At 71.2% G+C, this 18597-nt stretch carries 20 protein-coding genes; 7 read left to right on the forward strand and 13 right to left on the reverse strand.

Annotated features, from left to right (window positions below; all coding sequences use genetic code 11):
- Positions 1-16: 16 nt before the first annotated feature.
- The 4 genes from ACFWR9_RS31120 to ACFWR9_RS31135 all read right to left on the reverse strand — a co-directional run bounded on the left by ACFWR9_RS31120 (position 17) and on the right by ACFWR9_RS31135 (position 1299).
- The gene (locus tag ACFWR9_RS31120) at positions 17-184 is read right to left on the reverse strand and encodes a hypothetical protein (protein ID WP_383847810.1); all 168 of its coding nucleotides are present in this window, start codon (positions 182-184) and stop codon (positions 17-19) included.
- Entirely contained in the window at positions 181-492 is a 312-nt protein-coding gene (tgmA, locus tag ACFWR9_RS31125; RefSeq protein WP_383847732.1) for a putative ATP-grasp-modified RiPP, read from the reverse strand. Before tgmA ends, ACFWR9_RS31120 begins: the two co-directional genes overlap by 4 nt.
- A gap of 277 nt (positions 493-769) precedes the next feature.
- Positions 770-1144 (reverse strand): DUF6415 family natural product biosynthesis protein, encoded by a 375-nt coding sequence (locus tag ACFWR9_RS31130; protein ID WP_383847734.1) that lies wholly within the window; start codon positions 1142-1144, stop codon positions 770-772.
- Entirely contained in the window at positions 1141-1299 is a 159-nt protein-coding gene (locus tag ACFWR9_RS31135) for a hypothetical protein (RefSeq protein ID WP_383847737.1), read from the reverse strand. The genes ACFWR9_RS31130 and ACFWR9_RS31135 overlap by 4 nt, the downstream gene beginning before the upstream one ends.
- A 248-nt stretch (positions 1300-1547) precedes the next feature.
- On the opposite strand from ACFWR9_RS31135, the gene ACFWR9_RS31140 reads away from it, so the two are divergent.
- Together ACFWR9_RS31140 and ACFWR9_RS31145 are read left to right on the forward strand one after the other, a co-directional pair.
- Complete coding sequence (locus tag ACFWR9_RS31140) at positions 1548-2993, forward strand: helix-turn-helix domain-containing protein (RefSeq protein ID WP_383847739.1); 1446 nt, start codon at positions 1548-1550, stop codon at positions 2991-2993.
- Positions 2994-3002: 9 nt separating this feature from the next.
- A complete protein-coding gene (locus tag ACFWR9_RS31145; protein WP_383847742.1) occupies positions 3003-3488 on the forward strand; it encodes a hypothetical protein in 486 nt (161 codons plus the stop codon).
- A 79-nt stretch (positions 3489-3567) separates the two neighbouring features.
- Here the strand turns inward: ACFWR9_RS31145 and ACFWR9_RS31150 are convergent, their stop codons facing one another.
- The 6 genes from ACFWR9_RS31150 to ACFWR9_RS31175 form a co-directional block, all read right to left on the reverse strand.
- Complete coding sequence (locus ACFWR9_RS31150; protein ID WP_383847744.1) at positions 3568-3777, reverse strand: hypothetical protein; 210 nt, start codon at positions 3775-3777, stop codon at positions 3568-3570.
- Positions 3778-4083: 306 nt separating this feature from the next.
- Positions 4084-4404, reverse strand: a complete 321-nt coding sequence (locus ACFWR9_RS31155) for a transcriptional regulator (RefSeq protein WP_383847747.1) — start codon at positions 4402-4404, stop codon at positions 4084-4086.
- Positions 4401-4892 (reverse strand): hypothetical protein, encoded by a 492-nt coding sequence (locus ACFWR9_RS31160; protein ID WP_383847750.1) that lies wholly within the window; start codon positions 4890-4892, stop codon positions 4401-4403. The genes ACFWR9_RS31155 and ACFWR9_RS31160 overlap by 4 nt, the downstream gene beginning before the upstream one ends.
- 78 nt (positions 4893-4970) lie before the next feature.
- Positions 4971-6374: a dihydrolipoyl dehydrogenase gene (lpdA, locus tag ACFWR9_RS31165; RefSeq protein ID WP_383847753.1), complete on the reverse strand. Its 1404-nt coding sequence runs from the start codon at positions 6372-6374 to the stop codon at positions 4971-4973.
- Between the two features lie 15 nt (positions 6375-6389).
- Positions 6390-6998: an SGNH/GDSL hydrolase family protein gene (locus ACFWR9_RS31170; protein ID WP_383847756.1), complete on the reverse strand. Its 609-nt coding sequence runs from the start codon at positions 6996-6998 to the stop codon at positions 6390-6392.
- A 138-nt stretch (positions 6999-7136) separates the two neighbouring features.
- Positions 7137-8573 (reverse strand): DHA2 family efflux MFS transporter permease subunit, encoded by a 1437-nt coding sequence (locus ACFWR9_RS31175; protein ID WP_383847759.1) that lies wholly within the window; start codon positions 8571-8573, stop codon positions 7137-7139.
- Positions 8574-8640: 67 nt separating this feature from the next.
- Between ACFWR9_RS31175 and ACFWR9_RS31180 the strand changes: the two genes are divergently transcribed.
- Positions 8641-9261 (forward strand): TetR/AcrR family transcriptional regulator, encoded by a 621-nt coding sequence (locus ACFWR9_RS31180; protein WP_383847761.1) that lies wholly within the window; start codon positions 8641-8643, stop codon positions 9259-9261.
- A gap of 7 nt (positions 9262-9268) precedes the next feature.
- Here the strand turns inward: ACFWR9_RS31180 and glnA are convergent, their stop codons facing one another.
- Entirely contained in the window at positions 9269-10630 is a 1362-nt protein-coding gene (glnA, locus tag ACFWR9_RS31185; RefSeq protein ID WP_122620453.1) for a type I glutamate--ammonia ligase, read from the reverse strand.
- A gap of 292 nt (positions 10631-10922) precedes the next feature.
- Here glnA and ACFWR9_RS31190 point away from each other — a divergent pair, with 292 nt between their 5' ends.
- Genes ACFWR9_RS31190 through ACFWR9_RS31200 form a run of 3 tightly spaced genes read left to right on the forward strand, consistent with a single transcriptional unit; the run spans position 10923 to position 14023 of the window.
- Positions 10923-11591, forward strand: coding sequence for a DUF3105 domain-containing protein (locus tag ACFWR9_RS31190; RefSeq protein WP_383847764.1), 669 nt, complete (start codon positions 10923-10925; stop codon positions 11589-11591).
- On the forward strand, positions 11588-12214 hold the full coding sequence (locus ACFWR9_RS31195) for a DUF305 domain-containing protein (RefSeq protein WP_383847767.1): 627 nt from the start codon (positions 11588-11590) through the stop codon (positions 12212-12214). The genes ACFWR9_RS31190 and ACFWR9_RS31195 overlap by 4 nt, the downstream gene beginning before the upstream one ends.
- A 54-nt stretch (positions 12215-12268) precedes the next feature.
- Positions 12269-14023, forward strand: coding sequence for an NAD+ synthase (locus tag ACFWR9_RS31200; protein ID WP_383847769.1), 1755 nt, complete (start codon positions 12269-12271; stop codon positions 14021-14023).
- 19 nt (positions 14024-14042) lie between these two features.
- Here ACFWR9_RS31200 and ACFWR9_RS31205 read toward each other — a convergent pair whose 3' ends face one another.
- Entirely contained in the window at positions 14043-14489 is a 447-nt protein-coding gene (locus tag ACFWR9_RS31205; protein WP_383847772.1) for a VOC family protein, read from the reverse strand.
- A 177-nt stretch (positions 14490-14666) separates the two neighbouring features.
- Here ACFWR9_RS31205 and ACFWR9_RS31210 point away from each other — a divergent pair, with 177 nt between their 5' ends.
- Positions 14667-17660: a bifunctional [glutamine synthetase] adenylyltransferase/[glutamine synthetase]-adenylyl-L-tyrosine phosphorylase gene (locus ACFWR9_RS31210; RefSeq protein ID WP_383847775.1), complete on the forward strand. Its 2994-nt coding sequence runs from the start codon at positions 14667-14669 to the stop codon at positions 17658-17660.
- 10 nt (positions 17661-17670) lie between these two features.
- On the opposite strand, the gene ACFWR9_RS31215 is transcribed toward ACFWR9_RS31210, so the two are convergent.
- Positions 17671-18525: a phosphatase PAP2 family protein gene (locus ACFWR9_RS31215; RefSeq protein ID WP_383847777.1), complete on the reverse strand. Its 855-nt coding sequence runs from the start codon at positions 18523-18525 to the stop codon at positions 17671-17673.
- Positions 18526-18597: the final 72 nt, after the last annotated feature.

The following is an 18597-nucleotide window of genomic DNA, read 5'->3' on the forward strand; positions in this document are numbered from 1 at the left end:
GGGGGCCCGGGGGGCCCTACCCCCGGTTCGCCGTGAGCGTGCCCGCGACCGCCTGGGGGGGGGGCAAGCCCCCCGAGCCCACCCGCCCCCCCGGGACACCCCGGTCGTGCAGTTCGCTGATCACCACGTCGGCCGTGGGGTCGTCCAGGTTGGTGACGACCAGCACCGGGCCGGAGTCTGTCACTGGTCGGAGTCGTTCCCGGTGTCTTGGTCGCCGCCACCGCTGCCGCCGGGGCCGGCGCCGTCGGACGGATTGCCGGTGTTGGTCGGCGGGTTCGTGCCTGTGCTGGTGCCGTGACCGGGCATCTCCATCGCCCGGCCGTCGGCGTCGAGGTAGCGCGCGGTCTGGGTGACCGGATCCAGCTCGGTGCGTGCGTAGCCAGGTGCAAACGCCGGGTAGGGCGCCATACGGCGCACGCCCCAGGGGGCGAGGGGCCGCGCGCCGGACGGCAGCGGCGTCCCGGTGGGGAGCCGGTCAGAGTGAGCGAACAACGGAATTTCCCTTCTCGTGTGTTGCGTGATGAGCCGCTCCAGGGACTCGACCTGTCCAGGGTTCGGGGATTCCTGGGGTGGAGGTTTTCAGGCACCGCCGGCGACGGCTCGTCCACCGGCCGGACGGGTGTTTGTGGGGTGCGACCCTGACCCTGCGGTCGCCATGGGGCTCTGTACGCCGAGGCTGAGCGGGGTGATCAGGCGTCCTGCCAGGAGGTGCGATCAAGATGCGCGACATTGCGCGGACGGGCGCCGAGTCCCACGTGCGCTGCAGCCGTCACCGGGACTCGCCGACCATACGCGCGTGGTGGTCGCACAGGGCGATCAGGACGCGGGCCAGGCGCCGGGCGTACGCGAGGGCGCCGCCGGGGCGCGGGAGCGGCTGCGTGCGGAGTTTGCCGCGGGCCTCGCCGACGCAGGCGAGCGCGCAGTACGTTGCGATGCCGTCCGGCAGCTTCCCCGCTACGGCCTCTACTTCGGGGAGCAGCAACTCCAGGTGGCTGCGCAGCAACTCGGTCGTGGCCGCTACCTCGGCGTCCCCCGATTCCGGCACTGCGGGGCCGCCGTCAGGGTTCAGGACGGTGCGCGCGGTCTCGCGCATGGGCTCCAGATCGACGGACGCCGTCGATTTGCTCCGGCGGGTGGCGTTCACGGGGTCACCGCCTGTACGGGGCGGTGGCGCGGGCACGCGCATGGCGGGTAGACGTCGAACATCGGCGGCGGCTTCTTCCCGTCCCAGACGTTCACCGTGCCGCGGTCCTCGGTGACCGCACCGTCCTGATTCACCCGGTATACGCGGATGGTCATCTTGACGCCGAGCTTTCTACGCGCGGTAGCTTTCATCTGTCGACGCTTCCTCTCAGGTTTGAGCGTTGGCCACGCCCCGGGGCCGGTCGCACGGTCGCCGGGGTCTGGTCCGTCCGTTATGCATCGAGAGTGGCCCTGAACCCGCAACTTCGGTATGACCGGCGGGTGTTACCGAGGCGGTAATACACTCGTTGCTGACTCCGTATGGGCGCGGCGGAGCGCCTACCATCACTGCGGAAGTTGGCCTTATGGATGCCATCACCCCCGGCCCACTCGCGCGCGAAGTCCTCGAACGAGACGACGTGGAGCGAGCCCTGGCAGAGCACGACTTTGCCGCGGCCTTCTCCCTTGTCAAGAAGTGGGGCGGTCTGTCGCAGAACCGCATCGCGGCGGCCTGCCAGATGACGCCTGGCAAGGTCTCCACAATCATCAGCGGGCAGCAGCAGGTCACCAGTTACGAGGTGATCCGCCGCATCGCTGACGGGCTCCGCATCCCCGGCCGCATGGTCGGCCTCGCCGACCGGCCATGGGAACGTCAGCCCGACCTGCCGGACCCGCCGACGCCGCCAGCGGCACCGGCCACCAATGACGCCCCCTGGCGTCCCGCGGTGGCGGTGCACCTGGCCGCAGACCTGACCAGGAGCGATCTCGTGATGGACCGCCGTGCCGCAGCGCGCGCCATTTCCGGCGCCGCACTGTCCGGTGCCCCCCTGCTCGACTCTGTGGAGGACTGGCTCCTGCCCTCGCGGCAAGCCGACCGGGGCCGCCATCGCGGCCGTATCGGTCAGCGAGAGGTGCGCGAGCTAGCGGCGACGGCGCGCGCCTTCCGTGCCTGGGACCACCGGTTCGGCGGCGGTCTGCGCCGTAAGGCGGTCGTCGGGCAGCTCAACGAGGTGGCCGGCCACCTGGAGGAGCACCACACACCGGAGGTCGGGCGCGGTCTGTTCCAGGTGATGGCCTACCTCGGTGGCACCGCCGCAACGATGGCGTGGGATTCCGGGATGCAGAAGCAGGCGCAGAGCTACTACCTGCTGGCCCTGCGCGCGGCGCATGCCGCCGGCGATGCCGCATTCGGTGCCAACGTGCTGGCGGGCATGGCCCGGCAGATGCTGTACCGAGACCGCCCGCAGGACGCCCTGGAACTGGTGCACCTCGCGCAGAAGGGTGTCCGGGGGGAGGCCGGGCCGCGACTGCGGGCCATGCTGCACACACGAGAAGCATGGGCGTACGCGGCCATGGGACGGGCAGCGGCATTCCGGCGGGCCACGAGCGAGGCCATGGAGGCTCTCGCTGACGGAGACGGCGACGAGGAGCCGTACTGGGTCGCCTACTTCGACGATGCGGAGCTGGCCGGCGTGACGGGTGGCCGTCTGCTGGACATGGCTCGCGACGACCCGCAGCAGCACGCTGAAGCCGCGGCGGAGAGCATCCGGGGTGCGCTCGCCGGCCGTGGCTCCGAGGCAGGACGCAGCCACGCCCTCGATCTCATCGGACTCGCGGAATGCCACTTCCTGATGGGAGACGTGACCGGTGCGGTCGACCACACCCACCGCGCAGTCGAGGCCTCGGCCCGCACCCGCTCGAACCGCGTTCGTACGCAGCTCGGGCTGCTGTACCCGTACACGGTTGGCCGTTCGTCGTCGCGTACCGTCGGCGAGGCGCGCGCACGAATCCGCGAAGTCCTGTCGAGCTGAAGGAGCAACGTGACCACGATCGCCGTGACCGGGCACATGGACCTGACCGACGCCAGCGTTCCCTTGGTGCGCGACGCACTGCGCGACACGCTCAAGCCCTACGCGGATGGCCTCACCGGCGTCTCGTGCATCGCGAAAGGCTCCGACTCACTGTTCGCGGAAGCCGTCCTGGAGCTGGGTGGACGCCTGGTCGTGGTCATCCCCTCGAAGGACTACCGCCTGAACAAGGTGAAGCCCGACCACGCCGAAACCTTCGACCGGCTCGCACAGGCTGCCGCTGAAGTCGTCGTACTCGGCAACGAGACCGCGAACCGGGCCGCGTACGAAGAAGCGAACCTCACGCTCCTCCGCCGCGCCGACCGCCTCGTCGCTGTCTGGAACGGAGAGCCCCCGAGCGGCAAGGGCGGGGGCACGGCAGACACTGTCCAGGAAGCTTGCCAAGCCGGATTGCCCGTGGACGTCGTGTGGCCGGACGGCGCTTCACGGCGGAGTTGAAGACAGGGGGCGAACGGCGCGAAAAGTGAGTGGGCCCCGGACACGGTGATCCGGGGCCCGCACGCGTAGGTCGGGTGGCTCAGGCCACCGTCGTGTGCGCGTCGCCGTGGATCGCGGAGGCGCCGAGGCCGGTGGTGAGGGCGAGGTGGCCGGACTCCGCGTGGAGGCCGGCGCCGAACTGGCCGTCGCCCGCTATGAGGGCTGCGCCGATGGCGACGTTGCCGCCGGACACCTGGTCCAGGTCCGTGTCGGAGATCTCAGCCGTTTCGACCTGGGGGACGAGGTTCATGGCAGGTCTTACCTTTCGTGCCGACGAAAATGGGGGAGCGGTACAACTCGGCACCGATCAAAGCACGGGGGTGAACGCCCCACCGTCCTCGCGCCGTCGCCGCGTTCATCAGTGTGCGAATGTGGTCAGGGAAAGAGCCCGTCTCTTCACGCTTCCCGCCGGTCATGCGACTCTCCGGGGCGAGGTATGCGCGCAGTCGGACCGGTGCGTCTCCGCCACGCCCCTCCCATGCGACCTTGCTATGAACGGTGTGCAGGTACGACGGTTTTTTTTGGGGCGTTGCCGCCGCACCGGAGGAGTGACACGTCAGAGCCCCGGATCCGACGCCCCCACGATCGCCCGCAGTGCCGCAAGGTGCTCCCGGTAGGCATCCCGGCCCCGTCGGGTCAGGCGGAGCCACACGCGTTGCCGGGTGTCGCGGACGGCCTTGCGCTGTTCGACGTAGCCGGCGTCCATCAGCACCGTGACGTGCTTGCTCAGCACGGAGGCGGAGACGTCGAGTTGCTCTTGGACCAGGCCGAACTCCGCCTCGCCCGCGGCGTCCAGCAGGGCGCAGACGCGCAGCCGGTTCGGGGCGTGGATGGTGGTGTCGAAACCCTCCAGCGGGCCGTGGGTGTCGGCGCTCACGCGGTCTTCCGGTGCAGACGGACGAAGGCCAGGTGGAAGCCGACGGACGCGGCGGCACTGATCAGCGAGGCCGCGATCAGCCACACCGGCCGCCCGGTGGCGCGGAACGCGAACGCCGCGCCCACCAGCAGGACGGGCAGGCCCACGGCGAGCGGCACGGTGGCCCGCTTCGGCAGGACGTCGAACCGCAGTGCCACGCCGGTCTTGTCGCGCCAAGCCCTGGCCGCGACGGCGAAGAGCGCCCCGTACACCGCGGTGGTCGCCAGCATGATGCCCATCCAGGCCGGACGCGGCAGCAGCCAGTCAGAGTCGGCCGTCATGCCTCCGTAGACGATCGGGAGGGCGGCGATGTAGAGCGTGAGCGTGACGAAGAACCAGGTCGGCCACGGCGTGGCCGACACGGCCGCGGCGGACGCCCGGACGTGCTCGGTGTCGGCCAGAGCGGCGCGAGCGCCTTCTGGCGTGAGCCGTACCCCGTTAGTTTCCATGACGGAAAGAGTAGCGGTTAGTTTCCGGTACGGAAAGAGGCGGGACGGCCCAGGGCCAGTGACACGCCCGGGCGGCCTTCAGAGCGTGATCATGTGCCCGGCGACTCCGTGGATGGCTTCCCGGACGGCTTCGCCGAGCGTCGGGTGGGCGTGCACGTTGCGGGCGATCTCGTGGACGGTCAGGTCCCACTGCTGGGCCAGCGTCAGTTCGGGCAGCAGTTCGGTGACGTCCGGACCGATCAGGTGGGCGCCCAGCAGCTCACCGTGCGTCGCATCGCTGATGACCTTGACGAAGCCGGTGGCGTCGCCGAGCCCGTGCGCCTTGCCGTTGGCCATGAAAGGGAACCTGGCGACCTTGACGTCGTATCCCCGCTCGCGCGCCTGGGCCTCGGTGTACCCGAAACTGGCGATCTGCGGCTGGCAGTACGTGGCCCGGGGGATCATCACGTAGTCCAGCTCCATGGTCTCCGCGTCCGCCATGGTCTCCGCCGCGATCACCCCCATCGCCTCGGCGGTGTGCGCCAGCATCAGCTTCGCGGTGACATCGCCGATCGCGTAGATGTGCGGCACGGAGGTGCGGGCGCGGCCGTCGACGTCGATGGCCCCGCGCTCGGTCAGCCGCACGCCCGTGTTCTCCAGGCCGTAGCCGGTCACGTTGGGGGCGAAGCCGATCGACTGCAACACCTTGTCGGCCTCCAGGACTTGGTTCTTCCCGTCCTTGCCGGAGACGGTGACGCGGACCTGCGGCCCGGACTCGTCGATCGACTCGACCCGGGTGGAGGTGAGCACGTTGATGCCCAACTTGCGGTACTGTCGCGCGAGTTCGGCGGATACCTCGGCATCCTCCAGCGGAGCCACCCGGTCGAGGAACTCCACGATCGTCACGTTCACGCCGTAGTTGTGCAGCACGTACGCGAACTCGATGCCGATCGCGCCGGCACCGGCGATGACGATCGAGCCGGGCAGGTCCTCGGCCAGGATCTGCTCCTCGAAGGTGACCACCCGGTCGCTCCTGCGCGTACCGGGGAGCAGCTTCGGCGTCGCCCCCGTGGCGATGACGCAGTGGTCGAAGCCCACAGTGCGGCTGGTGCCGTCGGCCAGTGCGACCTCAAGGGTGTGGGCGTCCACGAAGGTGCCTCGCCCGTCGAACTCCGTGATCCCGTTCTTCTTCATCAGGAAGTGCACGCCCTTGACCCGGCCGTCCGCCACCTTGCGGCTGCGCCGGTAGGCTTCCCCGTAGTCGAAACGGATCGGTGAGTCGGACGTGATCCCGAAGGTCTTCGCCTCACGCGTCACGATGTGCGCCAGCTCGGCGTTGCGCAGCAGAGCCTTGGTCGGGATGCAGCCCACGTTCAGGCAGACACCGCCCCAGTACTTCTCCTCCACCACCGCCACCCGCTTGCCCAACTGCGCGGCGCGGATCGCGGCGACATAGCCGCCGGGTCCGGCGCCGAGTACGACTACGTCGAAGTGGTCCCGCACGCTGTATCTGCCTCTCTATAGGGCTTCTTGTGACAGATGATCACACGACCTGTTGTCAGTCGTGCCCAGGGCGGTCGCGATGGCGGCGAAGGCGACCGCGTGACCGCGGGCGTTGGCGTGGACGCGGTCGGTGGCGTAGATGCCGGGGTCGGCGGCGAGCGGGTGGTGGTGGGTGTCGACGTGGATGCCGCCGAGTGCGCGTGCCACGCCGGCGGTGATGCGGTCGAGCTCGTCGAAGCGGCGGGCCATGCCGCCGGCGTGTTCCGGCGGGACGAGGCCGGACCGGGCGAGGTCGAACAGGCCGATGGTGATGACGAGGGCGCCGCTCTCGGCGAGGGGTGTCAGGAACGAGGCCAGTTCGGCCCGCAGCGTCTCCGGGTCGAAACCGCGGAAGGCGTCGTTGCCGCCCGCGCTCACCATCACCACGTCCGGCTCGAACTCCAGGGCAGGGCCGAGCTGCTGGTCCAGGATCTCGTCGAGAAGCAGGTGAGGCTTGGCCAGGTTGACCGCGGCGAAGCTGGGGCGAGTGGCGGCGAGGGCGTCGGTGAAGCGGTCGGCGAAGGATCGGTCGCGGTAGCCCGGGAGGGGGTCCATCACGCCGGCGGTGACACTGTCGCCCGCCACGGCCAGCCGTTCCACGGGAGATCGCGGAGCAGTTCGGCGGCGGCCTCCGGGGTCATGCAGTACGGGTCGGACGACTCGGCGGCGGGGTCGGCGGGGTCGGCGGGCAGATCCTGGACGGGGGTCCGGTCCGGCTGGAGGTCATCGCTGGTCTCCTTCGAGGATTCGGGCGGCGGCCGGGGCCCGGTCGGCCGAGGTCGCGGGGGCCGGCAGCGGTGGGGCCGCGACGCGCAGGGCGAGACCGCCGACGGCGGCGGTCAGGTTGACGGCGGCGGCGAACCAGTACGCGGCGGCGTACGGTTCCGCGCCGGTGCCCGAGACCTCCGCGATGATCACGGCCGTGGCGGCGATGCCGAGGCCGCCGCCGATCTGGCGGGCCGCCATGACCATGCCTGTCGCGGCGGCGAAATGCTGGGGCGCGATGGAGAGGGTGGCGGCGCTGGAGATGCCGACGGTGGCCATGCCGACGCCGGCTCCCATCACCGTCCCGGCCGGGAACCAGAGCGTCCAGAAGTGTGGCTCGGTGTCGATCAGCAGGGCCAGGGCGGCCGTTGAGGCGGCGATGAGGGTCGAGCCCGCCGCCACCATCGTGCGCGGGGTGAGGGTGAGGGGGAGCCGTCCGATGCCGATGCCGACCACGGCGGTGACGAGCGCCGCCGGGCTCATCGCGAGGCCGGCCTGCAGAGCGGTGTAGTTCCAGGCGTCGGTCAGGAAGAGCACGCCGAGCAGCATCGAGGTGAACAGCGCGGTGCCGTACGCGAGGGAGACGCCGCTCGCGACGGCGAAGGACCGGCTGTGGAAGAGGTCGAGTCGCAGCGCCGGTCGCCGATGCCGAAGCGCCCGCATCACGGTCGCCACGCCCGAGAGCACGGTGACGCCGGAGGCAGCCAGCACATGTACCGAGGACCAGCCGTGGTCGGGGCCCTGTGTCAGGCCGTACACCGCCGAGCCGATGCAGAGCGCGAGCAGCAGGCCGCCTGCGGGATCGGGCCCCCGGCCGGTGCGGGACTCGCCGGTCAGCAGCTTCCTTCCGGCGATCAGCACCCAGACGCCGACCGGCAGGTTGAGGCAGAACAGCGCCCGCCAGTCGAGCACCTCGACCATGACACCGCCGAGGGCGGGTCCCGCGGCGGCGGCCAGGGCGCCCGCGGCGCTCCACATGCCGATCGCGGCGCGCCTGCGTTCGGCGGGGATCTCCGCGAGGACCAGCCCCAGCGAGGCGGGTACCAGCAGAGCCGCCGCCAGGCCCTGGACGGCGCGGGCGCCGAGCAGCACGGGCAGGGTCGGGGCTACGGCGATCACCAGCGACGACGCCGTGAAGACGGCGACGCCGATCAGGAACAGGCGGGCCCGGCCGACCGCGTCGGCCAGCAGCCCGGCCGGGGCGAGCAGGGCGGCGAAGGGGATCACATAGGCGGTGGCGACCCACGAGACGGTGGTCAGCGAGACGTCGAAGTCGCCGGCGATCGGCGGCACCGCCAGGTTGGTCACGGTGGCGTCGAGAAAGCTCAGGAAGGTGCCCGCGCAGGCAAGTAACAGGGCGACGGAGGCTCGGCGGGTGGAGACGGAAGACGTCATGGCGAGGATTTAAGAGTACGATCGTTCGTACGTCAATGCCGTACGGTCGTTTGCTAAACTGTCGGTCATGGCAGGACGTGCATCGGATCGGACAGCGCTCGACACCCGGCGATCGGTGCTGCGCGCCGCAGCCGAACTCGCTTCCGTGGAGGGCCTGGACAGCGTCACCATTGGTCGGCTCGCGGACCGGCTGGGGATGAGCAAGGCGGGTGTGATCGGCCAGTTCCGCAGCAAGGAGAGGCTGCAACTGGAGACGGTGGACCTGGTCCTGGAGGACGTCCGCACTCGGGTCTGGCAACCGGTGCGCCACCACGATGCGGGACTGCCGCGGCTGTTGGCCGTCTGCGCGTCCTGGGCGCGCTACGCCGTCGATCCCGGCTACTCAGGGGGCTGCCTGCTCACCCAGGTCACCTACGACTACGACGGTCGTACCGGCGCTGTGCACGACCGGATCGCCGAGGGCCGCGCCCGCTGGCGGGACACCCTCCGCCGTGACATCGACGCCGCCGTCGCCGCCGGGGACCTCCCGCCCGGGACGGACGCGCCCCAGGTCGTCTACGGGCTGGAGTCCCTGGCCGCCGGCATCACCCCGGCGAGACTCCTTCACGGCGACAATCAGACGGAGGACTGGGCGCTGCGCGGCATGCACGCCATCCTGGGCGTCCCCTCGACTGGACAGCCGCGCTGAGCCGCGCCTACAGCACCGGCAAGGACTTCCGCAGCTCGAACGCCGTCACCTGCGACCGGTACTCCTCCCACTCCTGCCGCTTGTTCCGCAGGAAGAAGTCGAAGACGTGTTCGCCGAGCGTCTCGGCGACCAGGTCGCTGCGTTCCATCAGGGCGAGGGCCTCGCCGAGGTTCTGGGGGAGGGGCTCGATGCCCAGCGCGCGGCGTTCCGCGTCGGAGAGGGCCCAGACGTCGTCCTCCGCGCCCGGCGGGAGTTCGTAGCCCTCCTCGATGCCCTTGAGGCCGGCGGCCAGCAGGACGGCGTAGGTGAGGTACGGGTTGGCACCGGAGTCGATGGAGCGGACCTCGACGCGGGCCGAGCCGGTCTTGCCGGGCTTGTACATGGGGACGCGGACGAGTGCGGAGCGGTTGTTGTGGCCCCAGCAGATGTAGGAGGGGGCCTCGCCGCCCGCGCCGGCCGTGCGCTCGGAGCCGCCCCAGATGCGCTTGTACGAGTTCACCCACTGGTTGGTGACCGCCGAGATCTCCGCCGCGTGCCGCAGCAGGCCCGCGATGAAGGAGCGGCCGACCTTGGAGAGCTGGTACTCGGCGCCCGATTCGTAGAACGCGTTGCGGTCGCCCTCGAACAACGAAAGGTGGGAGTGCATGCCCGAGCCCGGGTATTCCGAGAACGGCTTCGGCATGAAGGTCGCCTGGAGGCCCTGTTCGAGAGCCACCTGCTTCATGACCAGGCGGAACGTCATGATGTTGTCCGCCGTCGAGAGCGCGTCCGCGTAGCGGAGGTCGATCTCCTGCTGGCCGGGGGCGCCCTCGTGGTGGGAGAACTCCACCGAGATGCCCATCGACTCCAGCATCGTGATCGCCTGGCGGCGGAAGTCCATGCCGATGTTCTGCGGGGTGTGGTCGAAGTAGCCGGAGTTGTCGGCGGGGGTGGGGATCGAGCCGTCGACGGGCTTGTCCTTCAGCAGGAAGAACTCGATCTCCGGGTGGGTGTAGAAGGTGAAGCCCAGGTCGGAGGTGCGGGCCAGGGCGCGCTTGAGGACGTAGCGCGGGTCGGCGAAGGACGGGGAGCCGTCCGGCATGAGGATGTCGCAGAACATGCGGGCCGTGCCGGGGGCCTCCGCGCGCCAGGGCAGGACCTGGAAGGTCGACGGGTCGGGCTTGGCGATCATGTCGGACTCGTACACCCGGGCGAAGCCCTCGATCGCGGAGCCGTCGAAGCCGATCCCCTCGTCGAAGGCCTGCTCCAGCTCCGCGGGGGCCACGGCGACGGACTTGAGGAAGCCCAGAACGTCCGTGAACCAAAGGCGTACGAACCGGATGTCGCGTTCTTCCAGCGTCCGGATCACGAACTCCTGCTGCTTGTCCATCTTCCGCTTCCCCATCCTCGCTGGTCAGGCCGCCTGTCTCCGGTACGGCGGGAGGCGGCCCCGCACCTGTGCATCACACCACAGCACCGTTTCGAATGCGTTGCGGGCCCCGCTCGGCCGGCCCACCCCATGACCGCAGCGTAGAGGCCACCTGTTCGATCGGGCCATTCCGGGGATCCGGCCGGGACCGATCCTGGGATCTCCCTACGAAGGACCGGCCTTCCACCCTTACGATCAGCGGACCCGGCCACCCCGCTTGACGGCAGAAGACTCCCCAGAAGGGCTGCACCCCATGGGTTCCGCGAAGAAGAGCAGCAACACGGCGCGACAGGCGCGCATAGCCGAGATGCGGCGTGCCGAGGAGGCGCGTGAGCGCCGGAACCGGATCCTCACGATCGCGGTCAGCACCGTGGTCGTCGCCGGTCTCGTCGTCGGCGGCGTCTTCCTCGTCCGGGGACAGTCCGACGACTCCTCCGACGACACCGCGTCCGACGGCAAGTCCTCCGGCAAGTTCGTCACCGGCAAGGACGGTGTGAAGACCTGGGAGGGGGACCTGGCCCGCAACCACGTCACCAAGAAGGTCACCTACCCCGTGGATCCCCCGGTCGGCGGCGACCACAACCAGGTCTGGATGAACTGCAACGGCGACGTCTACACCAAGCCGCTGAACAACGAGAACGCCGTGCACTCGCTGGAGCACGGGGCGGTGTGGGTGACGTACACCGACGCGGCCCCGAAGGCCGACGTCGAGAAGCTGACCGCCAAGGTGAAGAAGACGCCGTACTCGCTGATGAGCCCGGACGAGAAGCAGAAGGACCCGATCATGCTCACCGCCTGGGGCCACCAGCGCACGGTGACGGGCGCCGACGACCCGAACGTGGACAAGTTCTTCGAGAAGTTCGTCCAGGGCGAGCAGACCCCCGAGCCGGGGGCCGCGTGCACCAACGGGCTCTCCCAGTGACACCGAAACGGGCCGGCTGGATCGCGGGGGCCGCCGCCGCGGTCCTCGTCGCGGCCGGCGGGATCACCTACGCCGTCGCGGGCGACGACGGGGCGACCCGGGTGCCGTCCGCCGACTCCGCGGACGCCGGGTTCGCGCGGGACATGTCGGTCCACCACCAGCAGGCCGTGGAGATGTCGTACATCGTGCGCGACCGCACCGACGACGAGGAGGTGCGGCGGCTCGCGTACGACATCGCGCAGACCCAGGCCAACCAGCGCGGCATGATGATCGGCTGGCTCGACCTGTGGGGGCTGCCGAAGGTGTCGTCCGACCCGCCGATGAGCTGGATGGGCATGGGCGCCGCGCCCTCCGCCGGCGAGGGCTCCCTGATGCCCGGGATGGCCACGAACGCCGAGATGGAGAAGCTCGGCACGCTGAACGGGAAGCAGGCCGAGGTCTACTACCTCCAGCTGATGACCGAGCACCACAAGGGCGGCGTCCACATGGCCCGCGGCTGCGTCGAGAAGTGCACGGTCGGCGTGGAGAAGCGCCTGGCCGGCGGGATGGTGGAGTCGCAGGAGTCGGAGATCCGGCTGATGGCGGACCTGCTGGCGGAGCGGGGCGCGAAGCCCCGGACATGAGGCGGACACCGGCACGCCACCCCATTGTGTCGTTCTGACGATTACACTGGGCGGGTGCCTCGACTACGACTCGCCCTGAACCAGATCGACTCCACCGTCGGCGACCTCGACGCGAACGCGGCGGCGGTCCTGCGCTGGACCCGGCACTCCGCCGGGCAGGGAGCCCACCTGGTGGCGTTCCCGGAGATGGTGCTGACCGGGTATCCCGTCGAGGACCTGGCCCTCCGGTCGTCGTTCGTGGAGGCGTCCCGCACCGCCCTGCGCGCTCTCGCGGCCCGCCTCGCCGAGGACGGCCTCGGCGACCTTCCGGTGATCGTCGGCTACCTGGACCGCTCGGCGACCGCCCAGCCGAAGTACGGCCAGCCGGCCGGCGCCCCCCAGAACGCGGCGGCCGTGCTGTACGGCGGCGAGGTCGCGCTCAGCTTCGCCAAGCACCACCTGCCGAACTACGGCGTCTTCGACGAGTTCCGCTACTTCGTGCCCGGCGACACCCTGCCCGTGGTCCGGGTGCGCGGCGTCGACGTGGCGCTGGCCGTCTGCGAGGACCTGTGGCAGGACGGCGGCCGGGTCCCCGCCGCCCGCTCGGCACGGGCCGGACTGCTGCTCTCCGTCAACGCCTCCCCGTACGAGCGCGACAAGGACGACACCCGGCTGGAGCTGGTGCGGGGGCGCGCCCGGGAGGCCGGGTGCACCACCGCCTACCTCGCCATGACCGGCGGGCAGGACGAACTGGTCTTCGACGGCGACTCGATCGTCGTCGACCGGGACGGGGCGGTCGTGGCCCGGGCCCCGCAGTTCACCGAGGTGTGCGTGGTCCTGGACCTCGACCTGCCGGCCGCCGACGCACAGGCTCCCACCGGCGTGGTGGACGACGGTCTGCGCATCGAACGGGTCGTACTGTCCGAGGAGCCGGTACCGGCCGCCGGGACCGCACTGTCCGGCGGCCACGCCGAGCCGCTGGACGACGACGAGGAGGTCTACTCGGCGCTCGTCGCCGGCCTGCGCGCCTACGTCACCAAGAACGGCTTCCGCTCCGTACTGATCGGCCTGTCCGGCGGCATCGACTCCGCGCTGGTCGCGGCGATCGCCCGCGACGCGCTGGGCGCGGAGCACGTGTACGGCGTGTCGATGCCGTCCAGGTACTCCTCCGAGCACTCCAAGGACGACGCGGCGGAGCTGGCGCGGCGCACCGGCCTGCACTACCGCACCGTGGCGATCGAGCCGATGTTCGACGCCTACATGGGCGCGCTGCCACTGACCGGCCTGGCGGAGGAGAACCTCCAGTCCCGGCTGCGCGGGACGCTGCTCATGGCGCTCTCCAACCAGGAGGGCCACCTGGTGCTGGCGCCCGGCAACAAGTCGGAACTGGCGGTGGGCTACTCGACGCTGTACGGCGACTCGGTGGGCGCGTACGGGCCCATCAAGGACGTGTACAAGACGTCGGTCTTCCGCCTCGCCGAGTGGCGCAACCGCGCGGCCGAGGCGCGCGGTCAGACCCCGCCGATCCCCGCGAACTCCATCACGAAGCCGCCGAGCGCGGAGCTGAGTCCCGGCCAGGTCGACACGGACTCGCTGCCGGGCTACCCGGTGCTGGACGCGATCCTCGACCTGTACGTCGACCGGGACCGGGGCGCGGACGAGATCGTCGCCGCCGGGTACGACCGCGACCTGGTGACGCGGACGCTGCGCATGGTGGACGCCGCCGAGTACAAGCGCCGCCAGTACCCGCCGGGCACCAAGATCTCGGCCAAGGGCTTCGGCAAGGACCGCCGCCTGCCGGTCACCAACCGCTGGCGGGAGACCGGCTGAGACGGCGGCGCGGCCTCGGCTAGCCCTGCCCCTGCTGGTCCGCCAGCATCTTGTGCAGCGGCTCCGCCACCCGGCGCCGGTACTCCTGGACCGCCCAGCCGTTTCCGTCCGGGTCCTTGAAGTACATGAAGGTCGCGCCGTCGTCCGGCGCGTACTGCACCGGCTCGGAGACGTCCAGGCCGCGCCCGGACAGCTCCGCGTGGGCCGCCTTGATGTCGGCGACGCACAGCTGGAGGCCCTGGTACGAACCGGGTTCCGGCCTGGTCTGCCCCTGCGCCATGTCCCAGATGGCGTCACCGAGCGCGATGGAACAGCCGGAGCCTGGCGGCGTCAGCTGGACGATGCGCATCCCCGGCATGACCTCCTGGTCGATGTCGACGTGGAAGCCGACCTTGTCCCGGTAGAAGTCCCGGGCCCGGTCGATGTCACTCACGGGCAGCGGGATGACTTCGAGGGTGAAGTCCATGGCATGACTCCTTCGGCATCCATGTCGGCTCCGGCGCCGACCGTGGTGTCTTACAAGCTAACTGCTTCCCGGGAGGGGCGCGGTCCGTTCGGTGCCCCGCCGCCGTTCCCCGGTTACGCTCAGGCCGTACGACCTTGATCCCACAAGTCCCTCCCACAGGTCCGACAGGAGGCCGAGATGACGGCGCCGGGGCGCAGGAGCAGTACCTTCACGCGGCTGCTGCGGCACGGCTTCACCGATCCCTCGGCCGCCGAGGGCCTGCTGGACGGCGCAGAGCTGGCCGAGGTCCGCTCCGACCCCGTGCTCCTTGAGGCGCTGGGCGCCACCGCCGACCCGGACCTGGCCCTGCACGGCCTGGTCCGGCTCCTGGAGGCGCAGCCCGACCCCACCGCCCGCCGGGAGCTGCTGGACACCCTGGTGGCGGCCAAGCCGCTGCGCGACCGGCTCCTCGGCGTGCTCGGCGCCTCCGAGGCCCTCGCCGACCACCTCGCCCGGCACGCCGGCGACTGGCAGGCCCTGGTCACCTACGAGCCCCGCGACCTGCACCCCGGCGTCGAGGAGTTCGAGCGTGGCCTGGCCGAGGCCACCGACCCCGTCGCGCTGCGCGTCGCCTACCGGCGCTGCCTGCTGTCCATCGCCGCCCGCGACGTGTGCGGCACCATCGACCTCGCCGAGACCGCCGCCGAGCTGGCCGATCTCGCCACCGCCACCCTGCGTGCCGCCCTGGCCATCGCCGAGGAGGCCGCGCCCGGGGACGCCGCGCTGTGCCGGCTGGCCGTGATCGCGATGGGCAAGTGCGGCGGCCACGAGCTGAACTACGTCTCCGACGTGGACGTCATCTTCGTGGGCGAGGCGGTGGGCGACGCCGACGAGACCAAGGCGCTGCGGGCCGCGACCGCGCTCGCCTCGCACATGATGCGGATCTGCTCCGAGACGACCGTCGAGGGCTCCATCTGGCCCGTCGACGCCAACCTGCGCCCCGAGGGCCGCAACGGCCCGCTGGTGCGCACCCTCAGCAGCCACGTCGCCTACTACCAGCGCTGGGCCAAGACCTGGGAGTTCCAGGCGCTGCTCAAGGCCCGCCCGGTGGCCGGCGACCCCGGCCTCGGCGCCGAGTACGTGGCCGCCCTCCAGCCGCTGGTCTGGCAGGCCGCCGACCGGGAGAACTTCGTCGCCGATGTGCAGAAGATGCGCCGCCGGGTGGTGGAGAACATCCCCGCCGCCGAGGTCGACCGCCAGCTCAAGCTCGGCCCCGGCGGCCTGCGGGACGTCGAGTTCGCCGTGCAACTGCTCCAGCTGGTGCACGGGCGGTCCGACACCTCCCTGCACAGCGGTACGACGCTGGACGGCCTGGAGGCGCTCGCCGCGGGCGGCTACGTGGGCCGCGCGGACGCCGCCCAGCTCGATGAGGCGTACCGCTTCCTGCGCTCCATGGAGCACCGCATCCAGCTGCACCGGCTGCGGCGCACCCACCTGGTGCCCGAGGACCCGGCCGACCTGCGCCGCCTCGGCCGCTCCCTGGGCCTGCGCACCGACCCGGTGGTCGGGTTGCAGCGCGCCTGGAAGCGGCACGCCTCCGTGGTACGGCGGCTGCACGAGAAGCTGTTCTACCGGCCGCTGCTCGACGCCGTCGCCCAGCTCGCGCCCGGCGAGGCCCGGCTCAGCCCCGAGGCGGCCCGCGAACGCATGGTCGCCCTCGGGTACGCCGATCCGGCCTCCGCGCTGCGGCACCTGGAGGCGCTGGCGTCCGGCGTCACCCGCAAGGCGGCCATCCAGCGCACGCTGCTGCCCGTGCTCCTTGGCTGGTTCGCGGACTCCGCCGACCCGGACGCGGGCCTGCTCAACTTCCGCAAGGTCTCCGACGCGCTCGGCAAGACCCCCTGGTACCTCAGGCTGCTGCGGGACGAGGGCGCGGCGGCCGAGAACCTCGCCCGCGTGCTCTCCGCGGGCCGGCTCGCCCCCGACCTGCTGATGCGGGCCCCCGAGGCGGTCGCGCTGCTCGGCGACGGCGCGACCGGGGGCCTGGCGCCGCGCGGGCGCCCGCAGCTGGAGCAGGAGATACTGGCCGCGGTCCGGCGCGCCGACGGCGGCGAACAGGCGGTCACCGCGGCCCGCGGGGTACGGCGCCGGGAGCTGTTCCGTACGGCCGCCGCGGACATCGTCGGCTCCTACGGCACCGAGGCGCAGCCCGTCGAGGCCGGCCAGGGCGCCCTGGTGGACCTGGTCGGCGACGCGGTGTCCGACCTGACGGCGGCGACGCTGGCGGGGACGCTGCGGGCGGTCGTGCGGGAAGGGTGGGGCGACACGCTGCCGACCCGGTTCGCGATCATCGGCATGGGCCGGTTCGGCGGCCACGAGCTGGGCTACGGCTCGGACGCGGACGTGCTGTTCGTGCACGAGCCTCGCGACGGCGTCGACGAGCGGGAGGCCGGGGACGCGGCGAACAAGGTCGTCGCCGAGCTGCGCCGCCTGCTCCAGGTGCCGAGCGCCGACCCGCCGCTGCTGATCGACGCCGACCTGCGGCCCGAGGGCAAGTCCGGGCCGCTGGTGCGGACGCTGAAGTCGTACGAGGCGTACTACCGGCGCTGGTCACTGGTGTGGGAGCGGCACGCGCTGCTGCGGGCCGAGTTCGTGGCCGGCGACGCGGACCTGGGGCGGCGGTTCACCGAAATGGTCGATCCGCTGCGGTACCCGGCGGACGGGCTCGGCGAGGACGACGCACGGGAGATCCGGCGGCTCAAGGCCCGGATGGAGTCCGAGCGGCTGCCGCGCGGAGCGGACCCCAAGCTGCACGCCAAACTGGGGCCGGGCGGACTCTCCGACGTGGAGTGGACCGTGCAGCTGGTCCAGTTGCGGCACGGGCACACCGAGGCCGGGCTGCGCACCACCCGGACCCGGGCCGCGCTGGCCGCCGCGTCCGGCGCCGGGCTCATCCCGGCCGAGCACGCCGGGATCCTCGACGAGGCGTGGGTGCTGGCGACGCGGGTGCGCAACGCGGTGATGCTGGTCCGCGGCCGGGCCGGCGACACCTTCCCGACCGACCCGCGCGAGCTGGCCGCGGTGGGCCGCTACCTGGGTCACGGCCCGGGTCACGCGGGCGACATGCTGGACGAGTACCGACGCACGGCCCGCCGGGCACGCGCGGTGGTGGAGGAGCTGTTCTACGCGTGATGCCCCGCGGCTACGCCCGCGTGGGCAACCACGCCCCCCGCCGCGCGGCCACCACCCGCGGCAGCGCGTACGGCAGGCTGCCGTACCAGGCCGCCGCCACCGTGTAGCCGAACGCCAGGCACAGCACGCCCCCCACCGCGTCCAGCCAGAAGTGGTTGGCGGTCGCCACGATCACCACCAGCGTCAGCGCCGGGTACAGCAGCCCCAGTACCTTCACCCACGGCACGGACGCCAGCGCGAAGATCGTCAGCCCGCACCACACGGACCACCCGATGTGCATCGAGGGCATCGCCGCGTACTGGTTGGACATGTTCTTCAGGTCCCCGGACGCCATCGACCCCCACGTCTGGTGGACCATGACGGTGTCGATGAACTGACCGCCGTTCATCAGACGGGGCGGGGCGAGGGGATACAGGTAGTAACCGACCAGCGCGACGCCCGTGGTCGCGAAGAGGACGAGGCGGGTCGCGGCGTAGCGGCCGGGATGGCCGCGGTACAGCCACACGAGTACACCCAGGGTCACCACGAAGTGCAACGTGGCGTAGTAGTAGTTCATCCCGATGATGAGCCAAGTCACCGAGTTCACCGCGTGGTTCACCGACTCCTCGACGGCGACGCCCAGTTGCTGCTCGACCCGCCAGATCCAGTCGGCGTTGCGCAACGCCTGCGACCGCTGTTCCGGCACCGCGTTGCGGATCAGCGAGTACGTCCAGTAGCTCACCGCGATCAGCAGGATCTCGAACCACAGACGGGGCCGGCGCGGCGCCCGGAGCCGGCGCAGGGGTCCCTGCCCCGCCCCCTCGGTGACGGGGTGCGGAACGGCCGCTGCACGGCGTTCCGGAGTCCTCACGGTCGCGTCACCCATAGGCATGGAGTCTGCCAGAAAAGACCTCTCCCACCGATCATCCCCCCGCCCGCCGTGGCCCGCGTCCGCCGC

The sequence above is a fragment of the Streptomyces sp. NPDC058534 genome, assembly GCF_042717365.1.
In the GTDB taxonomy this organism is placed as follows: domain Bacteria; phylum Actinomycetota; class Actinomycetes; order Streptomycetales; family Streptomycetaceae; genus Streptomyces.